At 70.6% G+C, this 21,189-nt stretch carries 23 protein-coding genes; 10 read left to right on the top strand and 13 right to left on the bottom strand.

Annotation, left to right across the window (positions count from 1 at the left end; all coding sequences use genetic code 11):
• Positions 1 to 48: 48 nt before the first annotated feature.
• Positions 49 to 306, top strand: coding sequence for a type B 50S ribosomal protein L31 (locus EFK10_RS34900; RefSeq protein ID WP_127359649.1), 258 nt, complete (start codon positions 49 to 51; stop codon positions 304 to 306).
• Between the two features lie 3 nt (positions 307 to 309).
• Here the strand turns inward: EFK10_RS34900 and alc are convergent, their stop codons facing one another.
• Entirely contained in the window at positions 310 to 1,413 is a 1,104-nt protein-coding gene (alc, locus tag EFK10_RS34895; protein ID WP_127359648.1) for an allantoicase, read from the bottom strand.
• On the bottom strand, positions 1,410 to 2,765 hold the full coding sequence (gene allB / locus EFK10_RS34890) for an allantoinase AllB (protein WP_127359647.1): 1,356 nt from the start codon (positions 2,763 to 2,765) through the stop codon (positions 1,410 to 1,412). The genes alc and allB overlap by 4 nt, the downstream gene beginning before the upstream one ends.
• Positions 2,766 to 2,978: 213 nt before the next feature.
• On the opposite strand from allB, the gene EFK10_RS34885 reads away from it, so the two are divergent.
• Positions 2,979 to 3,743 (top strand): IclR family transcriptional regulator, encoded by a 765-nt coding sequence (locus EFK10_RS34885; protein ID WP_127359646.1) that lies wholly within the window; start codon positions 2,979 to 2,981, stop codon positions 3,741 to 3,743.
• A 106-nt stretch (positions 3,744 to 3,849) separates the two neighbouring features.
• Here EFK10_RS34885 and EFK10_RS34880 read toward each other — a convergent pair whose 3' ends face one another.
• The gene (locus EFK10_RS34880; RefSeq protein WP_127359645.1) at positions 3,850 to 4,158 is read right to left on the bottom strand and encodes a DUF5955 family protein; all 309 of its coding nucleotides are present in this window, start codon (positions 4,156 to 4,158) and stop codon (positions 3,850 to 3,852) included.
• Positions 4,159 to 4,302: 144 nt separating this feature from the next.
• On the bottom strand, positions 4,303 to 4,815 hold the full coding sequence (locus tag EFK10_RS34875) for a histidine phosphatase family protein (RefSeq protein ID WP_164836273.1): 513 nt from the start codon (positions 4,813 to 4,815) through the stop codon (positions 4,303 to 4,305).
• A 30-nt stretch (positions 4,816 to 4,845) separates the two neighbouring features.
• On the opposite strand from EFK10_RS34875, the gene EFK10_RS34870 reads away from it, so the two are divergent.
• Positions 4,846 to 5,487, top strand: a complete 642-nt coding sequence (locus tag EFK10_RS34870; protein WP_206305714.1) for a nucleotidyltransferase family protein — start codon at positions 4,846 to 4,848, stop codon at positions 5,485 to 5,487.
• A gap of 93 nt (positions 5,488 to 5,580) precedes the next feature.
• Entirely contained in the window at positions 5,581 to 7,185 is a 1,605-nt protein-coding gene (gene aceB, locus EFK10_RS34865; protein WP_127359643.1) for a malate synthase A, read from the top strand.
• 171 nt (positions 7,186 to 7,356) lie between these two features.
• Here aceB and EFK10_RS34860 read toward each other — a convergent pair whose 3' ends face one another.
• From EFK10_RS34860 to EFK10_RS34835, 6 genes are all read right to left on the bottom strand, one after another.
• Positions 7,357 to 8,739 (bottom strand): 8-oxoguanine deaminase, encoded by a 1,383-nt coding sequence (locus EFK10_RS34860; protein ID WP_127359642.1) that lies wholly within the window; start codon positions 8,737 to 8,739, stop codon positions 7,357 to 7,359.
• Positions 8,740 to 8,753: 14 nt separating this feature from the next.
• Positions 8,754 to 9,668: a factor-independent urate hydroxylase gene (gene pucL, locus EFK10_RS34855; protein WP_127359641.1), complete on the bottom strand. Its 915-nt coding sequence runs from the start codon at positions 9,666 to 9,668 to the stop codon at positions 8,754 to 8,756.
• 5 nt (positions 9,669 to 9,673) lie between these two features.
• Positions 9,674 to 10,060 carry a hydroxyisourate hydrolase gene (gene uraH, locus EFK10_RS34850; RefSeq protein ID WP_127359640.1) on the bottom strand — a complete coding sequence of 129 codons (387 nt, stop codon included), beginning with the start codon at positions 10,058 to 10,060 and terminating at the stop codon, positions 9,674 to 9,676.
• Positions 10,057 to 10,560 (bottom strand): 2-oxo-4-hydroxy-4-carboxy-5-ureidoimidazoline decarboxylase, encoded by a 504-nt coding sequence (uraD, locus tag EFK10_RS34845; protein ID WP_127359639.1) that lies wholly within the window; start codon positions 10,558 to 10,560, stop codon positions 10,057 to 10,059. Before uraD ends, uraH begins: the two co-directional genes overlap by 4 nt.
• A gap of 112 nt (positions 10,561 to 10,672) precedes the next feature.
• Positions 10,673 to 10,996, bottom strand: a complete 324-nt coding sequence (locus EFK10_RS34840) for a helix-turn-helix domain-containing protein (RefSeq protein WP_127359658.1) — start codon at positions 10,994 to 10,996, stop codon at positions 10,673 to 10,675.
• Between the two features lie 53 nt (positions 10,997 to 11,049).
• On the bottom strand, positions 11,050 to 11,301 hold the full coding sequence (locus EFK10_RS34835) for a hypothetical protein (RefSeq protein WP_127359659.1): 252 nt from the start codon (positions 11,299 to 11,301) through the stop codon (positions 11,050 to 11,052).
• A 122-nt stretch (positions 11,302 to 11,423) separates the two neighbouring features.
• On the opposite strand from EFK10_RS34835, the gene EFK10_RS34830 reads away from it, so the two are divergent.
• From EFK10_RS34830 to EFK10_RS34810, 5 genes are all read left to right on the top strand, one after another.
• Positions 11,424 to 12,248: a TIM barrel protein gene (locus tag EFK10_RS34830; protein WP_127359638.1), complete on the top strand. Its 825-nt coding sequence runs from the start codon at positions 11,424 to 11,426 to the stop codon at positions 12,246 to 12,248.
• Positions 12,249 to 12,263: 15 nt separating this feature from the next.
• Complete coding sequence (locus EFK10_RS34825; protein WP_127359637.1) at positions 12,264 to 13,157, top strand: 2-hydroxy-3-oxopropionate reductase; 894 nt, start codon at positions 12,264 to 12,266, stop codon at positions 13,155 to 13,157.
• Between the two features lie 133 nt (positions 13,158 to 13,290).
• Entirely contained in the window at positions 13,291 to 13,458 is a 168-nt protein-coding gene (locus EFK10_RS34820; protein WP_164836272.1) for a hypothetical protein, read from the top strand.
• Positions 13,459 to 13,610: 152 nt separating this feature from the next.
• Positions 13,611 to 14,366: a hypothetical protein gene (locus EFK10_RS34815; RefSeq protein WP_127359636.1), complete on the top strand. Its 756-nt coding sequence runs from the start codon at positions 13,611 to 13,613 to the stop codon at positions 14,364 to 14,366.
• 108 nt (positions 14,367 to 14,474) lie between these two features.
• Entirely contained in the window at positions 14,475 to 15,020 is a 546-nt protein-coding gene (locus tag EFK10_RS34810; RefSeq protein WP_127359635.1) for an EF-hand domain-containing protein, read from the top strand.
• Positions 15,021 to 15,040: 20 nt separating this feature from the next.
• Here EFK10_RS34810 and gcl read toward each other — a convergent pair whose 3' ends face one another.
• Positions 15,041 to 16,828, bottom strand: coding sequence for a glyoxylate carboligase (gene gcl / locus EFK10_RS34805; protein ID WP_127359634.1), 1,788 nt, complete (start codon positions 16,826 to 16,828; stop codon positions 15,041 to 15,043).
• A 151-nt stretch (positions 16,829 to 16,979) separates the two neighbouring features.
• Here gcl and EFK10_RS34800 point away from each other — a divergent pair, with 151 nt between their 5' ends.
• The gene (locus EFK10_RS34800; protein ID WP_127359633.1) at positions 16,980 to 17,774 is read left to right on the top strand and encodes an LppU/SCO3897 family protein; all 795 of its coding nucleotides are present in this window, start codon (positions 16,980 to 16,982) and stop codon (positions 17,772 to 17,774) included.
• On the opposite strand, the gene EFK10_RS34795 is transcribed toward EFK10_RS34800, so the two are convergent.
• Positions 17,720 to 19,198: an FAD-dependent monooxygenase gene (locus tag EFK10_RS34795; RefSeq protein WP_127359632.1), complete on the bottom strand. Its 1,479-nt coding sequence runs from the start codon at positions 19,196 to 19,198 to the stop codon at positions 17,720 to 17,722. The genes EFK10_RS34800 and EFK10_RS34795 overlap by 55 nt on opposite strands.
• A gap of 19 nt (positions 19,199 to 19,217) precedes the next feature.
• Complete coding sequence (locus tag EFK10_RS34790; RefSeq protein ID WP_127359631.1) at positions 19,218 to 20,906, bottom strand: AMP-binding protein; 1,689 nt, start codon at positions 20,904 to 20,906, stop codon at positions 19,218 to 19,220.
• Between the last annotated feature and the right edge of the window lie 283 nt (positions 20,907 to 21,189).

Genomic DNA, 21,189 nt, shown 5'->3' with positions numbered 1-21,189 from the left:
GCCCTCACCCTACATGGAAACGACTTTCATTACGCTATGGTGATCGGCATGAAACCTGACATCCACCCCGCCTACCGGCCCGTCGTTTTTCGCGACCGCGCCGGGAACTTCTCCTTCCTCACGCGCTCGACCATGACCAACGACAAGACGGTCGAGTGGGAGGACGGCAGCACCTACCCCGTCGTCGATGTCGAGATCTCCTCTGCGAGCCATCCCTTCTACACCGGCACGACCCGCGTGATGGACACCGCGGGCCGTGTGGAGCGCTTCGAGCGCCGGTACGGGCGGGCAGCCCGTACGGAGTGAGGCCTAGGCCAGTTCCTCCCAGCGGGCGGCGAGGCGGGCGGCGCCGGCGGGGGTGAGGGAGCCGTGGAGGCGGAGGCGGGCGATGCCGCCGTCGGGGAAGGTGTCGATGCGGATGTGGGTGACGGCGGAGGCGTCGACGAGGAAGCGGTGGACGGTGTCGGGCTGGAGGCGGGTGCGGGGCAGAATCTCGAACCAGTCACCGGTCGCGCCGTCGCGGCCGGAGAGGGCGACCCAGCCCGCGGCGTTGCCCTTGTAGTAACCGGTGTCGATCTCGACCGCGCGGATCACGCCCTGCTCGGCGAGGCGGTAGCGGACCCAGTCGTTGCCCTTGTCGCGGCGGCGGCGGGTCTCCCAGCCGTCGCCCATCCGACGGGACTTGCCCGGCAGAATCGGATTGGCCGGCGAGGAGTAGAAGCGGTCGGACACGTCCTCCGCCGCGCCGCCGTTCTCCAGCGCGACGAGGTCGAAGGTGCCGAGCGCGGCCAGCCAGGCCGGGTCGGGCACGACCTCGCCGTGTACGCGCAGCCGGGCGATGCCACCGTCCGGGAACTGCTTGAGGCGCAGGTGGGTGAAGCGGCGGGCAGTGGTGACCTCGAAGCCGTTGGCGGCGTGGCCGCCGATGGCCGTACGGGGCACGATCTCGGTCCAGTCGGTGCCGGCCACTTCCTCCGGAGAGGCGGACAGCGGCGCCGACGTGGCCTCGACGGCGACCTGCTGCGGGTAGTTGCCCCGGAAGTGGGCGGTGTCGATGACGATGCCCCGGATGACGCCGGGCGCGGCGAGCCGGACCAGGGCCCAGTCGTGGTCGGCGTCGACCGGGTGCGGGGTGTCGCTGTCGGTGCCCCGGCGGCGGCGGGTCTCCCAGCCGTCCATGATCTGGCCCTTGTGGCCGAAGTACTCCGGCCGGAACTCGGCCCGCTCAGGCACGAGCAGATTCTCGCGCTCGGCGAAGAACTCGTCGTTGGCCGCGATGACGCCGGCACCGAGGCGCCGGTCGGCGAGGTCCACGAGGTCGGTGAAGGGAAGTTCCGCGCTGCGGTAGTCCGCGTACGGGTCCCCTCCGGGGTAGGGCTGGGCGTCGCCGGTGAAGCGGGCGATCTGGATCACCTGGTCTCCCTTTCGATCAACTGGCCGGAGGGGTAGGTCGGTGTGCCGTGGTCGGCGATCTGCTGCCCGCGCAGCCAGGTGGCGCGTACGACGCCCTGCAGGGTGCGGCCCGCGTAGGCGGTGACCCGGTTGCGGTGGTGAAGCTCGGCGGGGTCCACGGTGAAGGTCTCGTCGGGGGCGAGGACGGCGAAGTCGGCGTCATACCCGGGCGCGATGGCGCCCTTGGTGCCTGTGAGGCCGGCGAGGGCGGCCGGGGCCTGGGCCATCCAGCGCACCACGTCGTCCAGGGTGCGGCCGCGGCGGCGGGCCGCGGTCCAGATGGCCGGCAGGCCGAGCTGGAGGGAGGAGATGCCGCCCCAGGCCTGACCGAAGTCGCCGGTGTCGAAGTGCTTGAGGTCGGCGGTGGACGGCGAGTGGTCGGAGACCACGCAGTCGATCGTGCCGTCGATCAGCCCCTGCCACAGCGCGTCCTGGTTGACGGCCTCACGGATCGGCGGGCAGCACTTGAACTCCGTCGCGCCGTCCGGAACCTCCTCCGCCGTGAGCGTCAGGTAGTGCGGGCAGCTCTCCACCGTGAGCCGTACGCCCTCGCGCTTGGCGGCGGCGACCAGCGGCAGCGCCTCGGCGGAGGACAGGTGCAGTACGTGCACCCTGCAGTCCAGCCGCTTGGCGAGCGCGATCAGCCCGTCGATGGCGGTGTTCTCGGCGTCCCGGGGGCGGGAGGCGAGGAAGTCGGCGTATTTGCGGCCCTCGGGCTGGGGCGCGCCGTCGATGAGGTGCGGGTCCTCGGCGTGCACGATGAGCAGGCCGTCGAAGCGGGCGATCTCCGTCATCGCCTCCTCCAACTCACCGGGGCGGAGCTGCGGGAACTCGTCCACACCGGAGTGCAGCAGGAAGCACTTGAAGCCGAAGACCCCGGCGTCGTGCAGCGGTTTCAGGTCCTTGACGTTGCCGGGCACCGCCCCGCCCCAGAAGCCGACGTCGATGTGGACCTTGCTGCGTGCGGTGTCCCGCTTGATGTCCAGGTGCTCGGTGGTGGTGGTCGGCGGAATGCTGTTGAGCGGCATGTCGATCAGCGTCGTGACGCCGCCGGCCGCCGCCGCACGGGTGGCGGTCTCGAAGCCCTCCCACTCGGTGCGGCCCGGGTCGTTGATATGGACGTGGGTGTCGACCAGGCCGGGCAGCAGCGCGTCGTCACCGAGCTCCACGAGCCGCGCGCCGGCCGGGACCTCGGTCTCGTACGGCCATACGGCGCTGATCCTGCCGCCGGTGACCGCGACCGCCGCCGGGCGGGTCCCCTCCGGCGTGATCACCCGGGTCGAGCGCAGGACGGTGTCGACTGCGTCGGGCATGCGCGGCCTCCCTCTCTTCAACGTTCTGTTGAATTTTCCGTGGGGTGCGATACCCCGTCAAGGCCACTTGGCTGATTCCACCAGGCGAAATACGATTTTCGCAACACCTGCCGTAGGTACCTACAGCAGAGCACCCAGCGGAGATCGCGGAGCACGCGTCGCGGCGGCCGATAGGCTGCCCGCTTACCACCATCCGCCTGGAAAGGAACGCATGTGTCGTCAGACCGCGCCGGGGGCGTGCAGTCCCTTGAACGCGCCTTCGACCTGCTGGAGCGGATGGCCGACGCCGGCGGCGAGGTCGGCCTGAGCGAGCTGTCCACCAGCAGCGGCCTGCCCCTGCCCACCATCCACCGCCTGATGCGGACCCTGGTCGACTGCGGCTACGTACGCCAGCAGGCCAACCGCCGCTACGCCCTCGGCCCGCGCCTCATCCGGCTCGGCGAGAGCGCCGCCCGGCTGCTCGGCACCTGGGCCCGGCCCTACCTCGCGGAGCTGGTCGAGGCGACCGGCGAGACGGCGAACATGGCGCTGCTCGACGGCGACGAGGTGGTCTACGTCGCACAGGTGCCCTCGCGGCACTCCATGCGGATGTTCACCGAGGTCGGGCGGCGCGTCCTGCCGCACTCGACGGGCGTCGGCAAAGCGCTGCTCGCGCACGTGCCGCCGCAGGAGGTGCGGGCGCTGCTCGCCCGCACCGGGATGCCCGCCGCGACCGAGAAGACGATCACCGAGCCCGACGCCTTCCTGGCGGAGCTGGAGCGGATCCGCGGGCTGGGCTACGCCCTCGACGACAACGAGCAGGAGATAGGGGTCCGCTGCCTGGCGGTGACCGTGCCGGACTCGCCGACGGCCGCCGCGATCTCCATCTCCGGCCCGGCCGGCCGGGTCACCGAGGCCGCGACGGACAAGATCGTGCCCATCCTGCAGGACGTGGCGAGGCAGCTGTCGGTGGCCCTGGCCAGCAACGGCACTGCCTGACTACTGCCTTACGACGCCCCTTACGACAGTCCTCCCCCCGCGTCCCAACGCGGGGGGAGGACTCCCCGGGCCCGGAAAGGCCCAGGACCTGTCCGGCCGACAGGCCCTAGTCGTTACTCAGCGGCGGCCCCCCGAAGAGTTCGATCGCGCGGCGGACCTCGGTGAGCGCGCTCCCCAGCGCACTCACGGAGCCGAGCGCACCGGCGATGACCAGGAGCGAGCGCCGCAGCCGCTCGTTCTCCGGGGCGCCGGCGGCCGTTTCCGCCGCCAGAACGACGAGTTCCTGTTCGGCGATGCCCCGGTCCGGTAACTCCGCCCGGTGCCCGGCGAGTTCACGGTTGAGCCGGGCCACGGAGGCGCGCAGCGCCTCGACTCTGGGGTCCACGCTCCCCCCGTCGTAAAGCGCAGCACTCACGCCGCTCCGGCCCTTCACCACAGAATATTCCCCACAGCCATGCCCCCTGCCGTTCGCACAACCGTCCGGCTCCCTCGCGGAGCGCGGGGAGGACAGTAAACGCGACACAGAGCACGGCTCGCTATACAGAGAGCGAAACCCGTTTCAACTTCCTTGGCCAAAGTTCGGGTTGGCGACGGTCAGGCGGGTAATCGATGCATTCCCCACCGGCTCGTACGACGGCACGCCATCCACCAGTTGACGCAGCGTCAGCACGACCGCGTCATGTACGACGAACAGCACCACACGCCGCTCGTCGAGGCCGCCCAGTACCTTCCGCACCCGCAGCGCCACTTCGGCCGGCCGTTCACCGCTGACCACGTCGCGGTCGCGCAGCCCCTCCTCGTACTCGACGGCAGGCAGCGCCCGGCCCGCCCGCGCGAACTCCGCAGCGGCGATACGGACCGTCTCGCGGCACCGCCGGTACGGAGAGCTGAGCACCCGCTCGACGGGATCGAGGCCCAGCAGCTCACGCCCGAGCCGCACGGACTGCTCGCGTCCGCGCGGGGTGAGGGGGATGTCGGCGTCGTCGCGGCGGCCGTCAAGGACGGACGTGAGAACGGCCGGGTCGGCATTGGCGGCGCTCTCGCCGTGGCGGACAGCGATGAGAACGGTCATATCCGCAGCATTCCCTGGTATGCAGGGAGCATGACGGAACATATCGCCGGGCTTCTGCTGGCGGCCGGGGGCGGCCGGCGCCTCGGCGGCCGGCCCAAGGCGCTCCTGGAGTACGGCGGCCGGCCGCTGGTCGAGCACGCGGCACGCGTCCTGCGCGAGGGCGGCTGCGGGCCCGTGCACATCGTGCTGGGCGCGGCGGCCGAGGCCGTACGCGAACGGGCGGACCTCAGCGGCTGCAAGGTGACCGTCAACCCGGACTGGGCCGAGGGAATGGGGTCCTCGCTGCGCACCGGCCTGGAGTCCCTGGTGGGCACCGACACCGACGGCGGGGCCCAGGCGGTCGTCGTGGCCCTGGTCGACCAGCCGGGTATCGGCGCCGCGGCGGTGGCCCGGGTGGCGGCCGCCTACCGGTCCCCGGCGAGCCTGGCGGCAGCCGCGTACGACGGGAAGCGGGGGCATCCGGTGCTCCTCGGCGCGGAGCACTGGCGGGGCGTGGCGGCGAATGCGCTGGGCGACCAGGGGGCACGCGCTTATCTGAAGCGGCACGAGCCGGAGATCACGCTCGTCGAGTGCGGGGACGTCGCCGACCCGTCCGATATCGACACCCCGGACGACCTGCGGCTTCTACGGGCCACCGGCGAGGCCGGTGCACCCAGTGCCACAAAATATTGAACTTCCGCAATGCAGAAATTATGCTCCACGCAGCAGAAACACCCCGGACCTCGGCACTCAGTGCCAGGCCTCCAGGCAAGGAGAGTCAGCCTCATGGCAGCCGTCGTCGCCGACACCGCACCCCCTGTCGAACGATCGGAGGAGGTGCTGACCACGGAGGCGCTGGCCTTCGTCGCCGAGCTCCACCGCCGCTTCGCACCGCGCCGGGCCGAATTGCTCACCCGCCGCAAGGAGCGCCGCGACGAGATCGCCCGCACCGGCACCCTGGACTTCCTCGCGGACACCGCACATGTCCGCGCGGGAGACTGGCAGGTCGCCGAGTCCCCGGCCGCGCTCAACGACCGCCGCGTCGAGATCACCGGCCCCACCGACCGCAAGATGACCATCAACGCCCTCAACTCCGGCGCCAAGATCTGGCTCGCCGACTTCGAGGACGCCTCCGCCCCCACGTGGCAGAACGTCATCGGCGGCCAGGTCAACCTCATCGACGCCTACGAGCGCCGCATCGACTTCACCTCCCCCGAGGGCAAGACCTACGCCCTGCGTCCCGACGCCGAGCTCGCCACCGTCGTCGCCCGCCCCCGCGGCTGGCACCTCGACGAGCGCCACCTCACCGTCGACGGCGAGCCTGTCCCCGGCGGTCTGGTCGACTTCGGCCTGTACTTCTTCCACAACGCGAAGCGGCTGCTCGCCAAGGGCAAGGGCCCGTACTTCTACCTCCCGAAGACCGAGTCGCACCTCGAAGCGCGGCTGTGGAACGACGTGTTCGTCTTCGCTCAGGACTACATCGGCGTGCCGCAGGGCACCGTCCGCGCCACCGTCCTGATCGAGACGATCACCGCCGCCTTCGAGATGGAGGAGATCCTCTACGAACTCCGCGACCACGCCAGCGGGTTGAACGCGGGACGCTGGGACTACCTGTTCTCCATCGTCAAGAACTTCCGTGACGCGGGCGAGAAGTTCGTCCTCCCGGACCGCAACGCGGTGACCATGACCGCCCCCTTCATGCGGGCCTACACCGAGCTGCTGGTCCGTACGTGCCACAAGCGCGGCGCGCACGCCATCGGTGGCATGGCCGCCTTCATCCCCTCCCGGCGCGACGCCGACGTCAACGCGGTCGCCTTCGAGAAGGTCAAGACCGACAAGGACCGCGAGGCCGCCGACGGCTTCGACGGCTCCTGGGTCGCCCACCCCGACCTCGTCCCCATCGCCCGCGCCTCCTTCGACGCCGTCCTCGGCGACCGGCCCAACCAGAAGGACCGGCTCCGCGAGGATGTCCACGTCGAGGCCCACGAGCTGCTCGCCATCGACTCCCTCGAGGCCAAGCCCACGTACGAGGGCCTGCGCAACGCCGTCCAGGTCGGCATCCGCTACATCGAGGCCTGGCTGCGCGGCATGGGCGCCGTCGCCATCTTCAACCTCATGGAGGACGCCGCCACCGCCGAGATCTCCCGCTCCCAGATCTGGCAGTGGATCAACGCCGGCGTCGTCTTCGCCGACAACGGCGACAAGGCGACGGCCGATCTGGTCCGCCGCCTCGCTGCCGATGAACTCGCCGCCATCCGCGCCGAGGTGGGCGACGACGCCTTCGCGGCCGGCGCATGGCAGCAGGCCCACGACCTGCTGCTCAGGACCGCCCTCGACGAGACGTACGTCGACTTCCTCACGCTGCCCGCGTACGAGCAGTTGGTCGGCTGACGCCGACCGTCCTCAGCCGCTGCAGCGGTATCGGCCGGCTGGTACTGCCGGCCGATACGAGGCCGCCCCCGGATTCGGACCGGGGGCTGCGTCTGCCGAAACCTGCGTCAGGGCAGGCACCAGCACCGGTCGGAGGGCCGTCCCTCCCCCGACCGGCTGTACGTGGGAGGGCTAGGCCAGGCCGGCGATCCGGGCGAGGCGCTGTGCCTCGGCGCGGGTGGAGCGGGCGATGGCGTCCTCGTCGGCCGTGGTGAGGCGGCCGGACTCGACGACCGCGCGGCCGTTGACGAGCGAGAGGGTGACCGGGGCCGCGGCGCCGAAGACCAGCGCCGTGACGGGGTCGGCGATGGAGGCGTGGGCGATGGTGTCCAGCTTCCACAGCACCAAGTCGGCGAGCTTGCCCGGCTCGATGGAGCCGATCTGCTGCGAACGGCCCAGCACCTGCGCGCCGCCGTAGGTCCCCAGGCGCAGCGCCTGGCGGGCGTTGAGCGCGGCTTCGCGGTGGGCGCCGAGGCGGTTGATGAGCAGGGCGTTGCGCAGTTCGGTGTGCAGTTCGCCGGACTCGTTGGAGGCGGTGCCGTCGACGCCGAGGCCGACAGGGACGCCGGCGGCGAGCATGTCGGGGACGCGGGCGATGCCGGCGGCGAGGCGGGCGTTGGAGGACGGGCAGTGGGCGACGCCGGTCTTCGTACGGGCGAAGGCGGCGATGTCGGAGTCGTTCATGTGGACGCAGTGCGCCATCCACACGTCCTCACCGAGCCACCCGGTCGACTCGAAGTAGTCGGTCGGGCCCATGCCGAACAGCTCCTTGCAGAACTGCTCCTCCTCCATGGTCTCGCTGCCGTGGGTGTGCAGGCGTACGCCCTTCCTGCGCGCCAGCTCCGCGCCCTGCCTCATCAGTTCGGTGGAGACGGAGAACGGCGAGCAGGGGGCGACCGCGATCTGGGTCATGGAGTCGAAGGAGGCGTCGTGGTGCTGGTCGATCGTCGCCTCGGTAGCGGCGAGCGCGCCCTCCAGCGTCTCGACGGCGAAGTCCGGCGGCAGACCGCCGTCCGAGGTGCCGCGGTCCATGGAGCCCCGGGCGAGGGTGAAACGTACGCCCATCTCGGCTGCGGCGCGGATGATGGACCCGGACAGGTCGCCCGTGCCCTGCGGGAAGACGTAGTGGTGGTCCATGGCGGTGGTGACGCCGCCGCGGGCCATCATGCCGAGGGAGCCCTGCGCGGCGGCGTAGGTCATCTGCTCGTCGATGCGCGCCCAGGTCGGGTAGAGGATGACCAGCCAGTTGAAGAGGTTGTGGTCGGTGGCCAGGCCCCGGGTGATCCACTGGTAGAAGTGGTGGTGGGTGTTGATCAGGCCGGGGGTCAGCAGATGCCCGGTGCCGTCGACCCTTCGTACGACGCCCTCGAGTCCCGCCGGGGCCGGGCCGGCGCCCACCGACTCGATGCGGTTGCCGGCGACGACCACATGTCCGGTCGCGTACTCGGTGTCGTTGGCGTCGACCGTCGCGATCGAACAGTTCTCGATGACGATGCGCTCTGTCGGTGCAGTCATGATCGGCGCGCCTTTCAGTCCGTGACCGGGATGCGGGCCTCGACGCCGTCGCGCAGGACGGTGCCCTCGATGAGGCCGTAGGGGCGGTCGGCCGCGAAGTAGACCTCGTTGTCGTTCTTGAGGTCGAAGGGGCTCAGATCCACCAGGAAGTGGTGCTTGTTGGGGAGGGAGAGGCGGACCTCGTCGATCTCGGAGCGGCTGTTGATGACCCGCGAGCCCATGGCGTAGAGGGTCTGCTGAAGAGACAGGGAGTACGTCTCGGAGAAGGCCTCGAGGAGGTGCTTGCGGACCTGCTCGTACGAGTGCTCCCACTGCGGCGCGCGCTGGTCGTCGTGGGTCCAGTTGAAGCGCCAGCGGGCGTTGACCTCGGTGGCGAGGATCCGGTCGTGGGCTTCCTTGAGGGTCGTGTACTTATCCTTGACGTAGCCCCAGAACTCGGAGTTGGTGGAGTTCATGACCACCAGGCCGGTGAGACCGGAGATGACCTGCCAGCTGTCGCCGTCGAAGGTGATCTCGCTGATCCGGGTCTCCTGGCCCTTGCGTACGAAGGAGTGCCTGACCTCGTCCGCTCCGACGAGGCGGGAGTTGGCGTCGGAGGCCGGGATCCGCTCCCAGGTGTACTCCTCGATGCGGATGCGGGCCTGCTTGATCGGCTCTTGGCTGGTGACGAAGTGCCGGGCGAGGTGGATGCCGAAGGCCTCGGCCGACTCGATGCCGTATTCCTTGGCGAAGGCGAAGACGGTGTTCTTGGTGGTGTCGGTCGGCAGGACGCTGGCGTTGCTGCCGGAGTAGTGGACATCGTCCATGTCGCCGGAGAGGGCGACGGAGACGTTGAGGTCCTTGATGTGGTGGGTCGCGCCGTCGCGGGTGATCCTGACGACGCGGTTTTCCGCCTTGCCGTACTGGTTCTGGCCGAGATAGGTGGGCATCGGTGCTAGCTCCCTCGGTATACGGAGTAGCCGAACGGGTTGAGCAGCAGCGGTACGTGATAGTGCTCGCCCGGTTCGACGGCGAAGACGATCGCCACCTCCGGGAAGAAAGCTCCGGCTCCGCTGTCCCTTACGCGGGGGGCGTCCTGCTGTTCCTCGGCTTGCTTCTGGTTGGTGAAATACGGCTCGGTCTCGAACCGCAGCCGTACGTGTGTGGTGCCTTCCGGCAGCTCCGGCAGGTCCTTGCAGCGCCCGTCGGCGTCGGTCCTGGACGCGCCGTGCGGTGCCCAAGGGGCGTCGGCGCCGCCGCTGCGGATCGCCAGCTCGACGGCCACGGCCTCGGCGGGGCGGCCGATGCTGGTGTCCAGGATGTGCGTGGACACGGACGTCATGACGGGTCCTCTTCGACGAGCCTGGCCAGGCGAATACGGTTGATCTTCCCCAGTTCGGTGCGGACGATCTCGCGTTCGGTGTCCGCGTCGTTGCCGATCCGCTCTTTGAGAGCAGCGAGCATCTCGTCGCCGGTGCGTCCGGTGGCGCAGATCAGGAAGACGTGTCCGTGCCGGTCCTGGTACGCGAGGTTGAGTTCGAGCAGTTCCTCGCGCAGGGAATCCTGCACTCCGCTCTGCTCACGCGCCGAGGTCGGGTCGCCGGGCCGGGGGCGGCCGATCGGCGGGTGCCCGGCCATCGCCTCGGCGAGGTCGTCGGCGGTCAGCGCCGCCATGGCGGCGTCACTGGTGCCGAGGAGTGCGTCAAGGCTGTCGTACGGGCGGCCCGCGGCAACTGTCGCGCCCCATCTCCGGCTGCCGCACACCTCCTGCAGCAGCCGGGCCGCCTCCGGCTGGTCGGCCGAGTTGAACCGGGACAGGCCCGGCGTAGCGCTGGAAGTCACATCCGCAAGCTACGAGCGCCCGGCGCGCCACGTCAACACTTTGTTGAAAACTCTCGGTTACATTGCGGCCATATGGCCGTCGGTACAGCGGTCAGCACCCGCTGTCAGCCGGTCACTCCCGCTCCTTGGCCGCGTTCTCCCTGTTCAGGTAGTTGTAGACGGTGAACCGGCTGACGCCGAGCGCGGAGGCGACCGTTTCGACCCCGTGCCGGACCGAGAACGCGCCCCGCTCCTCCAGGATCCGTACGACCGTCTGCTTGTCCTTGCGGTCCAGCTCCGACAGCGCCCTGCCGTGCCGGCGTCGCAGGTCCGCCAGGATGTGGTCCAGCGAGTCCGCGAGGTGCGGCAGCCGTACGGCCACGACCTCCTCGCCGTCCCAGCTGAGTACGACGTCGTCGCCGCGCGCCTCACCGACGGCGACCAGCTCAGCGCCCATCGCGTCGACGAGCGGCTTGACCGCCGCACTGAAGGGGTGATCTCCGACCCCGCTCACCGACCGCCCTCCCCGATAACGTTGACCTGCAGCGAGACCCGCGTGGCCCCCGCGTCCAGGCTCCGCCGCAGCACGTCCCCCACGACAGCCACCACCTGGTCGACACTGCCCTCGGCGGTGTTGCCGAACGGGCCGACGTCGACGGCGTCCAGGTCCGCCGTCTGCACGACCTCGCGCGCGACGAGCGCGTGCCGTGGGGCCTCGTCCAGGTCGAACGGCTCGGTCGTGAATTCCAATCTCAGTCGCACCATGTCCCCACGGTAGCCGCGCAGGTCGGAGTCACACCCACCCCCTTGACAACGACCGCCGGACTCATTCAGTCTTCCGTTAAGCAGAATATTGTTTCCGCAATACGGAAGGAGCGCCCCGGATGAGCCTCGACGACACGCGCTTCGATGTGAACCTCTCGATCCTCTTTACGGAACTCCCGCTCCTGGAGCGCCCCGCGGCCGCCGCAGCGGCCGGCTTCACCGCCGTTGAGCTGTGGTGGCCCTGGATCGACGCCCCCGTTCCGGCGAAGTCCGAACTCGATGCCTTGCGCGACGCGTTGACCGACGCCGGTACGCAGCTGGTCGGCCTGAACCTCTACGCCGGGCAGCTCCCCGGCCCCGACCGGGGCGCGCTGTCCATCCCCGGAGAGGAGTCCGACCGCTTCCGCGCCAACATCGACGTGGCGGCCGACTTCGCCGCCTCCGTCGGCTGCAAGGCGCTCAACGCCCTGTACGGCAACCGGGTCGAGGGCGTGTCCGAGGAGGAGCAGGACCGGCTCGCCCTGGAGAACCTGGTGATCGCCGCGCGGGCCGCCGACCGGATCGGCGCGGTGCTGCTCATCGAGGCCCTCAACCAGCCCGAGTCGCCGCTGTACCCGCTGGTGAGCGCCCCTGCCGCGATCGACGTCGTCGACAAGGTCAACGCCCTGTCCGGCCTCGGCAATGCGAAGTTCCTGCTCGACCTCTACCACCTGTCGATGAACGGCGAGGACCTGCCCGAGGTCATCGACCGCTACGCCGACAAGACCGGCCACGTCCAGATCGCCGACAACCCCGGCCGCGGCGCACCCGGCACGGGCACGCTGCCGCTCACCGAGCTGATCGGCCGCCTGCGCAAGGCGGGTTACGACGGCTGGGTCGGCCTGGAGTACAAGCCGGGCCCCGACGGCAGCCCGGCCTCCTTCCGCTGGCTCGCCGACAACTGACTTCGAGAGGACATCATGAGCACCGCACTTCCCAAGATCGCCTGGATCGGCCTCGGCATCATGGGCTCCCCCATGGCCGAGAACCTCATCAAGGCCGGGTACGACGTCACCGGCTACACCCTGGAGCAGGACAAGCTCGACCGCCTCGCCGCGAACGGCGGCACCGCGGCCGCCTCGATCGCCGCGGCGGTCAAGGACGCCGACGTCGTCATCACGATGGTCCCCGCCTCCCCGCACGTCGAGGCGATCGCCTACGGCGAGGACGGCATCCTGGAGAACACCAAGTCCGGCGCCCTGCTGATCGACATGTCCTCGATCACCCCGCAGACTTCCGTCGACCTGGCGAAGGCCGGAGCCGAGAAGGGCATCCGCGTCCTGGACGCCCCCGTCTCCGGCGGCGAGGCCGGTGCCATCGAGGCCGTACTGTCCATCATGGTGGGCGGCGAGCATGCCGACTTCGACGAGGCCAAGCCGATCCTCGAGGCGCTGGGCAAGACCATCATCCTGTGCGGGCCGCACGGGTCCGGCCAGACGGTGAAGGCGGCCAACCAGCTGATCGTCGCCGTCAACATCCAGGCGTGCGCCGAGGCCGTGATTTTCCTGGAGAAGTCCGGCGTGGACCTCGAAGCCGCTCTGGAGGTCCTCAACGGCGGCCTCGCCGGCTCCACGGTCCTCACCCGCAAGAAGCAGAACTTCCTGACCCGCGACTTCGCCCCCGGCTTCCGGATCGACCTCCACCACAAGGACATGGGCATCGTCACCGACGCCGCCCGCAACGTCGGTGCCGCCCTCCCGGTCGGTGCGGTCGTGGCGAACCTCGTGGCCTCCCTGCGCGCCCAGGGCGACGGCGGCCTGGACCACTCCGCCCTGCTGCGCGGCGTCGCCCGCCTCTCAGGCGTCGAGGCGTAACACCCAGACTTCCGGGCGGCGGTGTCCTGACCTGTCCTGTCGCGCCAACGGCGCCGCCGCCCGGAATACCACCACCCGCCCGCGAGGGCGGCGTTGAACATCAGAGCCGCACGGAAGGTCTCCCTCGTCACCCATGCCGAAGCCGACGCTGACGACCGAGTCGGGCGCACCCGTCGTCGACAACCTCTCCCGGGTCACCCGGGACGACGTGGTTGAGAAGAACCTCTCCCGCTTCCACGCCGCCGACGCCGGCTACGGCAAGCGCGTCGAGGAGGCGGTCCGCGCCCTGCGCGAGGACTGATCCGACAACGGATCACCGGTGAACTCGCCTGCGGCGTGACGGACTTCTGAGGGGTAGGACGTCACGCCGCAGGCGTCTTTCTGTGTGCAGCAGGCCCCGCATGCGAGAACATGGTGCCGCACACATCCGACCGGTGCCCCGGAGAGCCGACCATGGCAGAGAGCGTGCCCGTGCGCTGCCCGGCCTGCCGCCGGCCGCACGCGTACTCGTCCCCCGTCTTCCCCTGCGCCTGCGGTACGCCGCTGTCCCTGCCGCTGCTGCACAGCGGGATCCCGGTCCAGGTGCGGCACCGCTCCTGGGACGACTCCTGGGTGGGTATGCGCTGCCCGGACTGCGGGCGCAACGACCAGTGGCCGCAGCCCGAGTTCGGGTGCGAGTGCGGCGCGGTGATCCGGCTGCCGGTGGACACCGTGGCCCTCAAGGGGCCCGCCCGTACGCCGGCCCAGTTCCCCGCCGCGCCGCCGACTGACCCGGCAGGCCCCGGCCCGGACCCCGAGCTCGCCCCAACCGACGCGCGTCCCCCTTTCAACCCGGTGACGATCCGTACGGCGCGGGACGCGCTCACCGCCGCCGCGCAGTATCTGAAGTGGCTCGGCTACGCCGGCGTACGGATCGCCTCCGACCGCGTCGCCAACGGTGTGGACCTGCGCGGGGAGGGCGTCGTCGCCCAGATCGACCCGACCACCCGGCCGACCGGGCTGCGCGACATCGAGTGCCTGTGGCTGAACTGCCTGAACGAGGACTCGGCCGGCGCCTTCTTCTCCCTGGCGGGCTACGCCCACGATGCCCGGATGCGCGCCGACCAACTGGGTGTAGCGCTGTTCGTCATGGACCTGACGGGCACCCCGCAGCCGGTCAACGACGCCGCGGACTCGCTGATCAGGTCCGATCCACGGGCGCGCCCGTAGGCGTCACGCTCCGTAGTCACTCGGGTCGCGCGTCCGACGGCCCCGGGAGAGGATCGAGAGGTTCCCTTTCCCCATACGTCTGGACTACGACTACGTCAGGACGCAGCGATGTCTACGGCCCTTCTGAAGCGCAAGCTCGCCACATCCTTCCGCCGCCTGGACACGGACGACAACGGATATGCCGAGCGCGCCGACTTCCAGGAGGTCGGCGCGCGGCTGATCCACGGTTTCGGGCAGTCCCCGACATCCCCCAAGGGCAGGGCGGTCGCGGCCCGGCTGGAGGCCGTCTGGGCGGAGCTGGCGGCGTACGCCGACACCGACCGCGACGGCCGGATCTCCTCGGCGGAGTACGAGCACGGCATGACCAAGGCCTTCATCGAGGGCCCCGGCTTCGACCCGGTCTTCCATCCGGCCGCCGAGGCCGTCGCCGAGCTGTGCGACACCGACGGCGACGGCCAGGTGCGGCGCGAGGAGTTCGAGGTCCTGCAACGGGCCTTCAACACGCCGCCGTCCGATATCGCAGCCGCGTTCGAGCGGATGGATACGGACGGCGACGGAACACTCAGCACGGAGGAACTGGTGGCCGCCATCCGCGCCTACTACATCGGCACGGATCCGGAAGCCCCCGGCAACTGGCTGTTCGGGCCCTTCTGAGGCCCTGCTGAGCCTGCGCTCTAGTCGGTGGCCAGCGGCAGGATCGAGGTCGGGGCGTGACCCGGCTCGGTCGCGACCTCCTCGAACTCGACCACCTTGTCGATGTCACCGCTGGGGCTCATCGAGATGTTGGTGATCCGCTCCAGGATGGCCTCGACAACCACCGGCACGCGGTACTCGGCGGCGAGCTTCTTGGCCTCCTCGAAGGCCGGCAGCAGTTGGTCCGGCTCGGTGACCCGGATCGCCTTGCAGCCCAGGCCCTCAGCGACCTTGACGTGGTCGACGCCGTAGACGCCCAGCTCGGGCGAGTTGATGTTCTCGAACTCCAGGTTGACCTGGAAGTTGATGTCCAGGCCGATCTGGGCCTGGCGGATCAGGCCCAGGTAGGAGTTGTTCACCAGGACGTGGACGTACGGGATCCGGTGCTGCGCGCCGACCGCCAGTTCCTCGATCATGAACTGGAAGTCGTAGTCGCCGGACAGGGCCACCACGCTGGCCTCGGGGTCGGCGGTGGCCACCCCGAGCGCCGCCGGGACGGTCCAGCCGAGCGGACCGGCCTGGCCGCAGTTGATCCAGTGCCGGGGCCGGTAGACGTGCAGCATCTGGGCGCCGGCGATCTGCGAGAGCCCGATGGTGGTGACGTACCGGGTCTCGGGGCCGAAGGCGCGGTTCATCTCCTCGTACACGCGCTGCGGCTTGAGCGGCACGTTGTCGAAGTGCGTACGGCGCTGGAGGGTGGCCTTGCGCTCCTGGGTGGACGCGGCCCACTCCGAGCGGTCCGGCAGGCGGCCTGCGGCCTTGAGCTCGCGGGCGACCGTGACGAAGAGTTCCAGGGCGGCCTTGGCGTCGGAGGCGATGCCGTAGTCGGGTGCGAAGACCCGGCCGATCTGGGTGGGCTCGATGTCGACGTGCACGAAGGTGCGGCCCTCGGTGTAGACGCCGAGGTTGCCGGTGTGCCGGTTGGCCCAGCGGTTGCCGATGCCCAGGACGAAGTCCGAGGCGAGCAGGGTGGCGTTGCCGTAGCGGTGCGAGGTCTGCAGGCCGACCATGCCGGCGTTGAGGGCGTGGTCGTCGGGGAGGATGCCCCAGCCCATCAGGGTCGGCACCACCGGGATGCCGGTCAGCTCGGCGAACTCGACCAGCAGCTCGCAGGCGTCGGCGTTGATGATGCCGCCACCGGCGACGATCAGCGGGCGCTCGGACGCGCCCAGCATCGTGAGCGCCTTCTCGATCTGGGGGCGGGTCGCGGCGGGCTTGTAGACCGGCAGCGGCTCGTACGTATCCGGGTCGAAGTCGATCTCGGTCAGCTGGACGTCGATCGGCAGGTCGATCAGGACCGGGCCGGGCCGTCCGGAGCGCATCAGGTGGAAGGCCTGCTGGAAGACGCCCGGCACCTGCGCGGCCTCCAGGACGGTGGTCGCCGCTTTGGTGACCGTCTGGGCGATCGAGGAGATGTCGACGGCCTGGAAGTCCTCCTTGTGGAGGCGGGCCACCGGCGCCTGCCCGGTGATGCACAGGATCGGGATCGAGTCGGCGATGGCCGAGTACAGGCCGGTGATCATGTCGGTGCCGGCCGGGCCGGAGGTGCCGATGCACACGCCGATGTTGCCGGCCTTGGTCCGCGTGTACCCCTCGGCCATGTGCGACGCGCCCTCGACATGCCGGGCCAGCGTGTGGTCGATCCCGCCGCTCGCCTTCAGCGCGGCGTAGAAAGGGTTGATCGCGGCGCCGGGCACCCCGAACGCGGTGTCAACGCCCTCGCGCTTCAGGATCTCCACGGCCGCGCGGGCGGCGGTCATACGAGGCATTCGGTCACCAGCTTTCCGTAATGCGGAAACATACTTCTGTTATGTGGAACTGTACTGAACATAGGCCGCCCCGTGCGCAGCGTCAAGAAGGGAGGCATTAAGGTGCGGGCTTCGGATCAGCCGAAGATCACATCGACAACGGGGAACTTCCGTGACCACACCGCCCGTTCAGCCACCCGTCCCACAGAACCCGTACGCGCAGCCCGTGCCGCCGCAGTACACACCCCACGCTGCTGCCCACGCGGGCGCTCCCGCGTACCCGCAGCAGTACGGGCAGCAGCAGTACGCCCCGCCGGCCCCGCAGCCCGCGCCGCCCATGGGTTACGGCCCCAGCTGTCGCTTGTGCGGTTCCGTGCCGGCGGTGGAGGCGACGATCCGGGGCCACCAGGGCTTCATCGTCGTGATGCGCTTCCTCAAGCTCCGCGGCCCGTTCTGCCGTCGCTGCGGCATAGCCGCGCACCGGGACATGACCGCGAAGAGCATGTGGCAGGGCTGGTGGGGCATCGGGTCGATGATCATCAACCCGATCACGATGCTCATCAACCTCGGGCAGCGTTCGAAGATCAACCGCCTCCCGGAGCCGATCCCGGGCGGCCCCGGCACGCCCATGGACCCGGGCAAGCCGATCTTCCGCCGCCCGGCCACGCTGATGCTGCTGGTGCCTGTCGCCGCCTTCGCGCTCTTCGCCACGATGATCGTGGTCGGCGCGCAGAGCGACCCCCAGTACGCCTCCGTCGGCGAGTGCGTCCACAACTCCGGCAGTTACAGCAGCCCGAACATGACGGTCACCGACTGCTCCTCGTCCGACGCGGACTACGAGATCGTCGGCAAGCTCGACGACACCACGGACGACTCCGGCTGCAAGGCCTTCGCGCGCAGCACGGTCTCGTACTACGAGGAGTACGGCTCCTCGAAGTACGTGCTCTGCCTGGCCTCGAAGAGCTGAGACCCGCACCACTCGCGCAGCGCGGCCCGCACGGCCGCCGGCTCCGGTGAATGCTCGGCCCAGGCGGCGTAGCCGTCCGGGCGGACGAGGATCGCGGTGCGCAGATGGCCGGCCGGCGCCGTGGCGCGGACCTGGCCCGCCCAGTCCTCGGCGACGCGGCGGGCCCGGGCGTCGTCGGCGACGAGCACGAAACGGCCGCCGCGCAGCGCCTCGTACAGCCGGCCGCCGTCAACCCGCAGGTCGGGCAGGCGGCGGCCGATGAGGGGGTGCGAGCCGCGCGGCGACGGGTAGCGGATGCCGATGCCGGAGATCATGCGGGCACCGCGCGTGGTCAGAGGCCGGACCCGGCCCGCGACGGCGGGCAGGACGCGGCGGGAGAGGCGGGCGCGCGCGGACTGCCCGAGCGCGGCCCGGGTCAGGGCGCCGGACATGCGCAACACCGTGCGGCCCACCGGGTGGCGCTCGGCCTGGTACGTGTCGAGGAGCGCGTCGTCGGCCCGGCCCTCGATGACGGCGGCGAGCTTCCAGCTGAGGTTGGCGGCGTCCTGCAGCCCGGTGTTCATGCCCTGGCCGCCCGCCGGGGAATGGACGTGCGCGGCGTCGCCGGCCAGCAGGACCCGGCCGCAGCGGTAGTCCGCGACCTGGCGTTCGTCGCTGTGGAAGCGGGACATCCAGCGCGGGTCGTGCATGCCGTGGTCGGTGCCGAGGACCAGGCGGACCACCGCGCGCAGTTCCTCGAAGTCGACGGGCGCGTCGTCGGGCAGCTGCCGGTCCGGGTTCCACGCGATCGCCCGGTACCAGCCGTCCCCGAACGGCGCCAGGAAGGCGAAGCCCTCCCGGCCCGCCCCCACCGTCAGCACATCCGGCGGGGCGTCAGTCAGCCGTACGTCCGCCAGCATCACCGACCGCGCCACCGACTCACCGGGGAAGTCCACGCCCAGCGACTCCCGTACGGTGCTGTGCACCCCGTCGCAGCCCACCGCGTAGCGTGCCCGGAGCACCCGCCCGTCGGCGGTGTCCAACTCCACGCCGTCCGCGTCCTGCCGCAGCCCGCGCACCTCGGTCCCGCGCAGCAGGTCGGCGCCGGCCGCCTTCGCCCGGTCCTCCAGGAGCCGCTCGGTCTCGTACTGAGGGGTGATCAGCACATACGGAAATCGGGTCCGCAGCCGGGACAGATCGACCCCCAACTCCCCGAAGAGCCGCAGGCTGTCGAGCGCCGTCCCGGTGCTGACCAGCGCGTCCGCCACGCCCCTGGCGTCGAGTTGCTCCAGGGTCCTGGCATGCACGGCGAAGGCCCGGGTCAGGTTCGACTCCTCCGCGCGCCGCTCGACCAGCGTCGTACGTATCCCCGCCGTGGCGAGATCACCCGCGAGCAGCAGCCCGGTCGGGCCGCCGCCGACGACAAGTACGTCTGCGTTCGTCATAGCTGACGCCTGCCCCGCGCTACTGCGGGAAGTCCTCTTCGCGGTACTCCACCGTGACGTCGCCGGCAGCGGTGCGCTCGCGCAGTTCGACGCGGCGGATCTTGCCGGAGACGGTCTTCGGCAGTTCGGCGAACTCCAGGCGGCGCAGGCGCTTGTAGGGGGCGAGGACAGCGCGCGAGTGGGCGAAGAGGGCGCGGGCGGTGTCGGCGTCCGGCTTCCAGCACTCGGCGAGGACGACGTAGGCCTTGGGGACGGCGAGGCGCAGCGGATCGGGGGCGGGGACGACGGCGGCTTCGGCGACGGCCTCGTGTTCGAGGAGGGCGCTCTCCAGCTCGAAGGGCGAGATCTTGTAGTCGGAGGCCTTGAAGACGTCGTCGGAGCGACCGACATAGGTGATGTAGCCGTCGGTGTCGCGCGAGCCGATGTCGCCGGTGCGGTAGTAGCCGCCGGCCATGGCCTCGGCGGTACGGTCCGGGTCGCCGACGTAGCCGGTCATGACGCCGACCGGGCGGCCGGAGCGCCCCGCGAGGCTGACGCTGATCTCACCCTCGTCGGAGGGCTCGCCGGTACGGGGGTCGAGCAGCACGACGGTGAAGCCGGGCGTCGGGCGGCCCATGGAGCCGGTCTTGAGCGGCTGGCCGGGGCTGTTGGCGACCTGGACGGCAGTCTCGGTCTGGCCGAAGCCGTCGCGGACGGTCAGGCCCCAGGAGCGGCGGACGTGCCCGATGACCTCGGGGTTGAGCGGCTCGCCGGCCGCCACCGCCTCGCGCGGCGGGGTGCGCAGCACGCTCAGGTCGGCCTGGATGAGCATCCGCCAGACAGTGGGCGGGGCGCAGAAGCTGGTGACGCCGGCGCGGTCCATCTCGGCCATCAGGCGGGCCGCGTCGAAGCGGGTGTAGTTGTGGATGAAGACCGTCGCCTCGGCGTTCCACGGCGCGAAGAGATTGCTCCAGGCGTGCTTGGCCCAGCCGGGCGAGGAGATGTTGAGGTGGACGTCGCCGGGGCGCAGCCCGATCCAGTACATCGTCGCCAAATGGCCGACGGGATAAGAGACATGGGTGTGCTGCACCAGCTTCGGCTTGGCCGTGGTGCCCGAGGTGAAGTACAGCATCAGCGGCTCGTCGGCCGGGGTCGGCCCGTCGGGCTCGTACGCGTGCGGGCTGCCGTAGGCATCCTCGTACCGCAGCCACCCCTCGGGGCCCCCGCCGACCGCGATGCGGGTGTAGTCCCCCGGTACGTCGTCGAACTTGGCCGTGTCCCCCGACCGTACGATCACCTGCCGCGCCCCGCCGCGCTCGATGCGGTCGGCGAGGTCGGCCGGGCCGAGCAGGGGCGTGGCGGGAATGACGACCGCACGCAGTTTCATCGCGGCGAGCGCGGTCTCCCACAGCTCGGCCTGGTTGCCGAGCATGACGACGATGCGGTCGCCGGGGCGGACGCCCTGGGCGCGCAGCCAGTTGGCGACGCAATTGGAGCGGGCGGACAGCTCGGCGAAGGTCAGCCGGGTCTCGGTGCCGTCCTCCTCGACGATCCAGAGGGCGGGCCGGTCATTGGCCTCGGCGATCACGTCGAACCAGTCGAGCGCCCAGTTGAAGTGCGTGGGCCGGGGCCAGTGGAAGCCCGCGTACGCCGTGGCGTAGTCCTCGCGATGACGCAGCAGGAAGTCACGGGCCGACCGGAACTCCTCGGTCGCGCTGGTTGCCGCCATGTGTCGTCGTCCTCCTCGTGGTCACCGGACCGCTCGCGGCAATCCTCTCGCCCCGAACCGGAGGCCCACTACCCCCCTGCAGGCTGCCGCCGCCGGAGGAGGAGCGGCGGCAGTCCGCTGGGGGCCGGGCCTCGGATCAGGCCATACGGCTGCGGCGACGGCGCGCCGCGCCGATCACCAGCAGGCCGCCGCCGGCGGCGGCGCCGGCCGCGAGGGCCGCGCCCGCGGCGATCTCACCGGTGCTCGCGGCGGCGACGGAACCGCCCAAGCCGGTGCGCGGACC

This window comes from Streptomyces soli, assembly GCF_003999195.1.
GTDB classification, from domain to species: domain Bacteria; phylum Actinomycetota; class Actinomycetes; order Streptomycetales; family Streptomycetaceae; genus Actinacidiphila; species Actinacidiphila soli.
Note: the sequence above shows the minus strand (reverse complement) of the source record. Positions and strands in the feature narration are given on the sequence as shown.

Bases quoted from the DNA above. Each gene is read 5' to 3' on its own strand.
- allB (WP_127359647.1), bottom strand. From the start codon at position 2,765: ATGCCCGACGCAGTCGACACCGTCCTGCGCTCGACCCGGGTGATCACG.
- EFK10_RS34900 (WP_127359649.1), top strand. From the start codon at position 49: ATGAAACCTGACATCCACCCCGCCTACCGGCCCGTCGTTTTTCGCGAC.
- EFK10_RS34860 (WP_127359642.1), bottom strand. From the start codon at position 8,739: ATGACTGCACCGACAGAGCGCATCGTCATCGAGAACTGTTCGATCGCG.
- EFK10_RS34870 (WP_206305714.1), top strand. From the start codon at position 4,846: ATGACGGAACATATCGCCGGGCTTCTGCTGGCGGCCGGGGGCGGCCGG.
- EFK10_RS34810 (WP_127359635.1), top strand. From the start codon at position 14,475: ATGTCTACGGCCCTTCTGAAGCGCAAGCTCGCCACATCCTTCCGCCGC.
- EFK10_RS34840 (WP_127359658.1), bottom strand. From the start codon at position 10,996: ATGGGCGCTGAGCTGGTCGCCGTCGGTGAGGCGCGCGGCGACGACGTC.
- EFK10_RS34790 (WP_127359631.1), bottom strand. From the start codon at position 20,906: ATGGCGGCAACCAGCGCGACCGAGGAGTTCCGGTCGGCCCGTGACTTC.
- aceB (WP_127359643.1), top strand. From the start codon at position 5,581: ATGGCAGCCGTCGTCGCCGACACCGCACCCCCTGTCGAACGATCGGAG.
- EFK10_RS34820 (WP_164836272.1), top strand. From the start codon at position 13,291: ATGCCGAAGCCGACGCTGACGACCGAGTCGGGCGCACCCGTCGTCGAC.
- gcl (WP_127359634.1), bottom strand. From the start codon at position 16,828: ATGCCTCGTATGACCGCCGCCCGCGCGGCCGTGGAGATCCTGAAGCGC.
- EFK10_RS34830 (WP_127359638.1), top strand. From the start codon at position 11,424: ATGAGCCTCGACGACACGCGCTTCGATGTGAACCTCTCGATCCTCTTT.
- pucL (WP_127359641.1), bottom strand. From the start codon at position 9,668: ATGCCCACCTATCTCGGCCAGAACCAGTACGGCAAGGCGGAAAACCGC.
- uraH (WP_127359640.1), bottom strand. From the start codon at position 10,060: ATGACGTCCGTGTCCACGCACATCCTGGACACCAGCATCGGCCGCCCC.
- EFK10_RS34875 (WP_164836273.1), bottom strand. From the start codon at position 4,815: ATGACCGTTCTCATCGCTGTCCGCCACGGCGAGAGCGCCGCCAATGCC.
- EFK10_RS34795 (WP_127359632.1), bottom strand. From the start codon at position 19,198: ATGACGAACGCAGACGTACTTGTCGTCGGCGGCGGCCCGACCGGGCTG.
- EFK10_RS34825 (WP_127359637.1), top strand. From the start codon at position 12,264: ATGAGCACCGCACTTCCCAAGATCGCCTGGATCGGCCTCGGCATCATG.
- EFK10_RS34815 (WP_127359636.1), top strand. From the start codon at position 13,611: ATGGCAGAGAGCGTGCCCGTGCGCTGCCCGGCCTGCCGCCGGCCGCAC.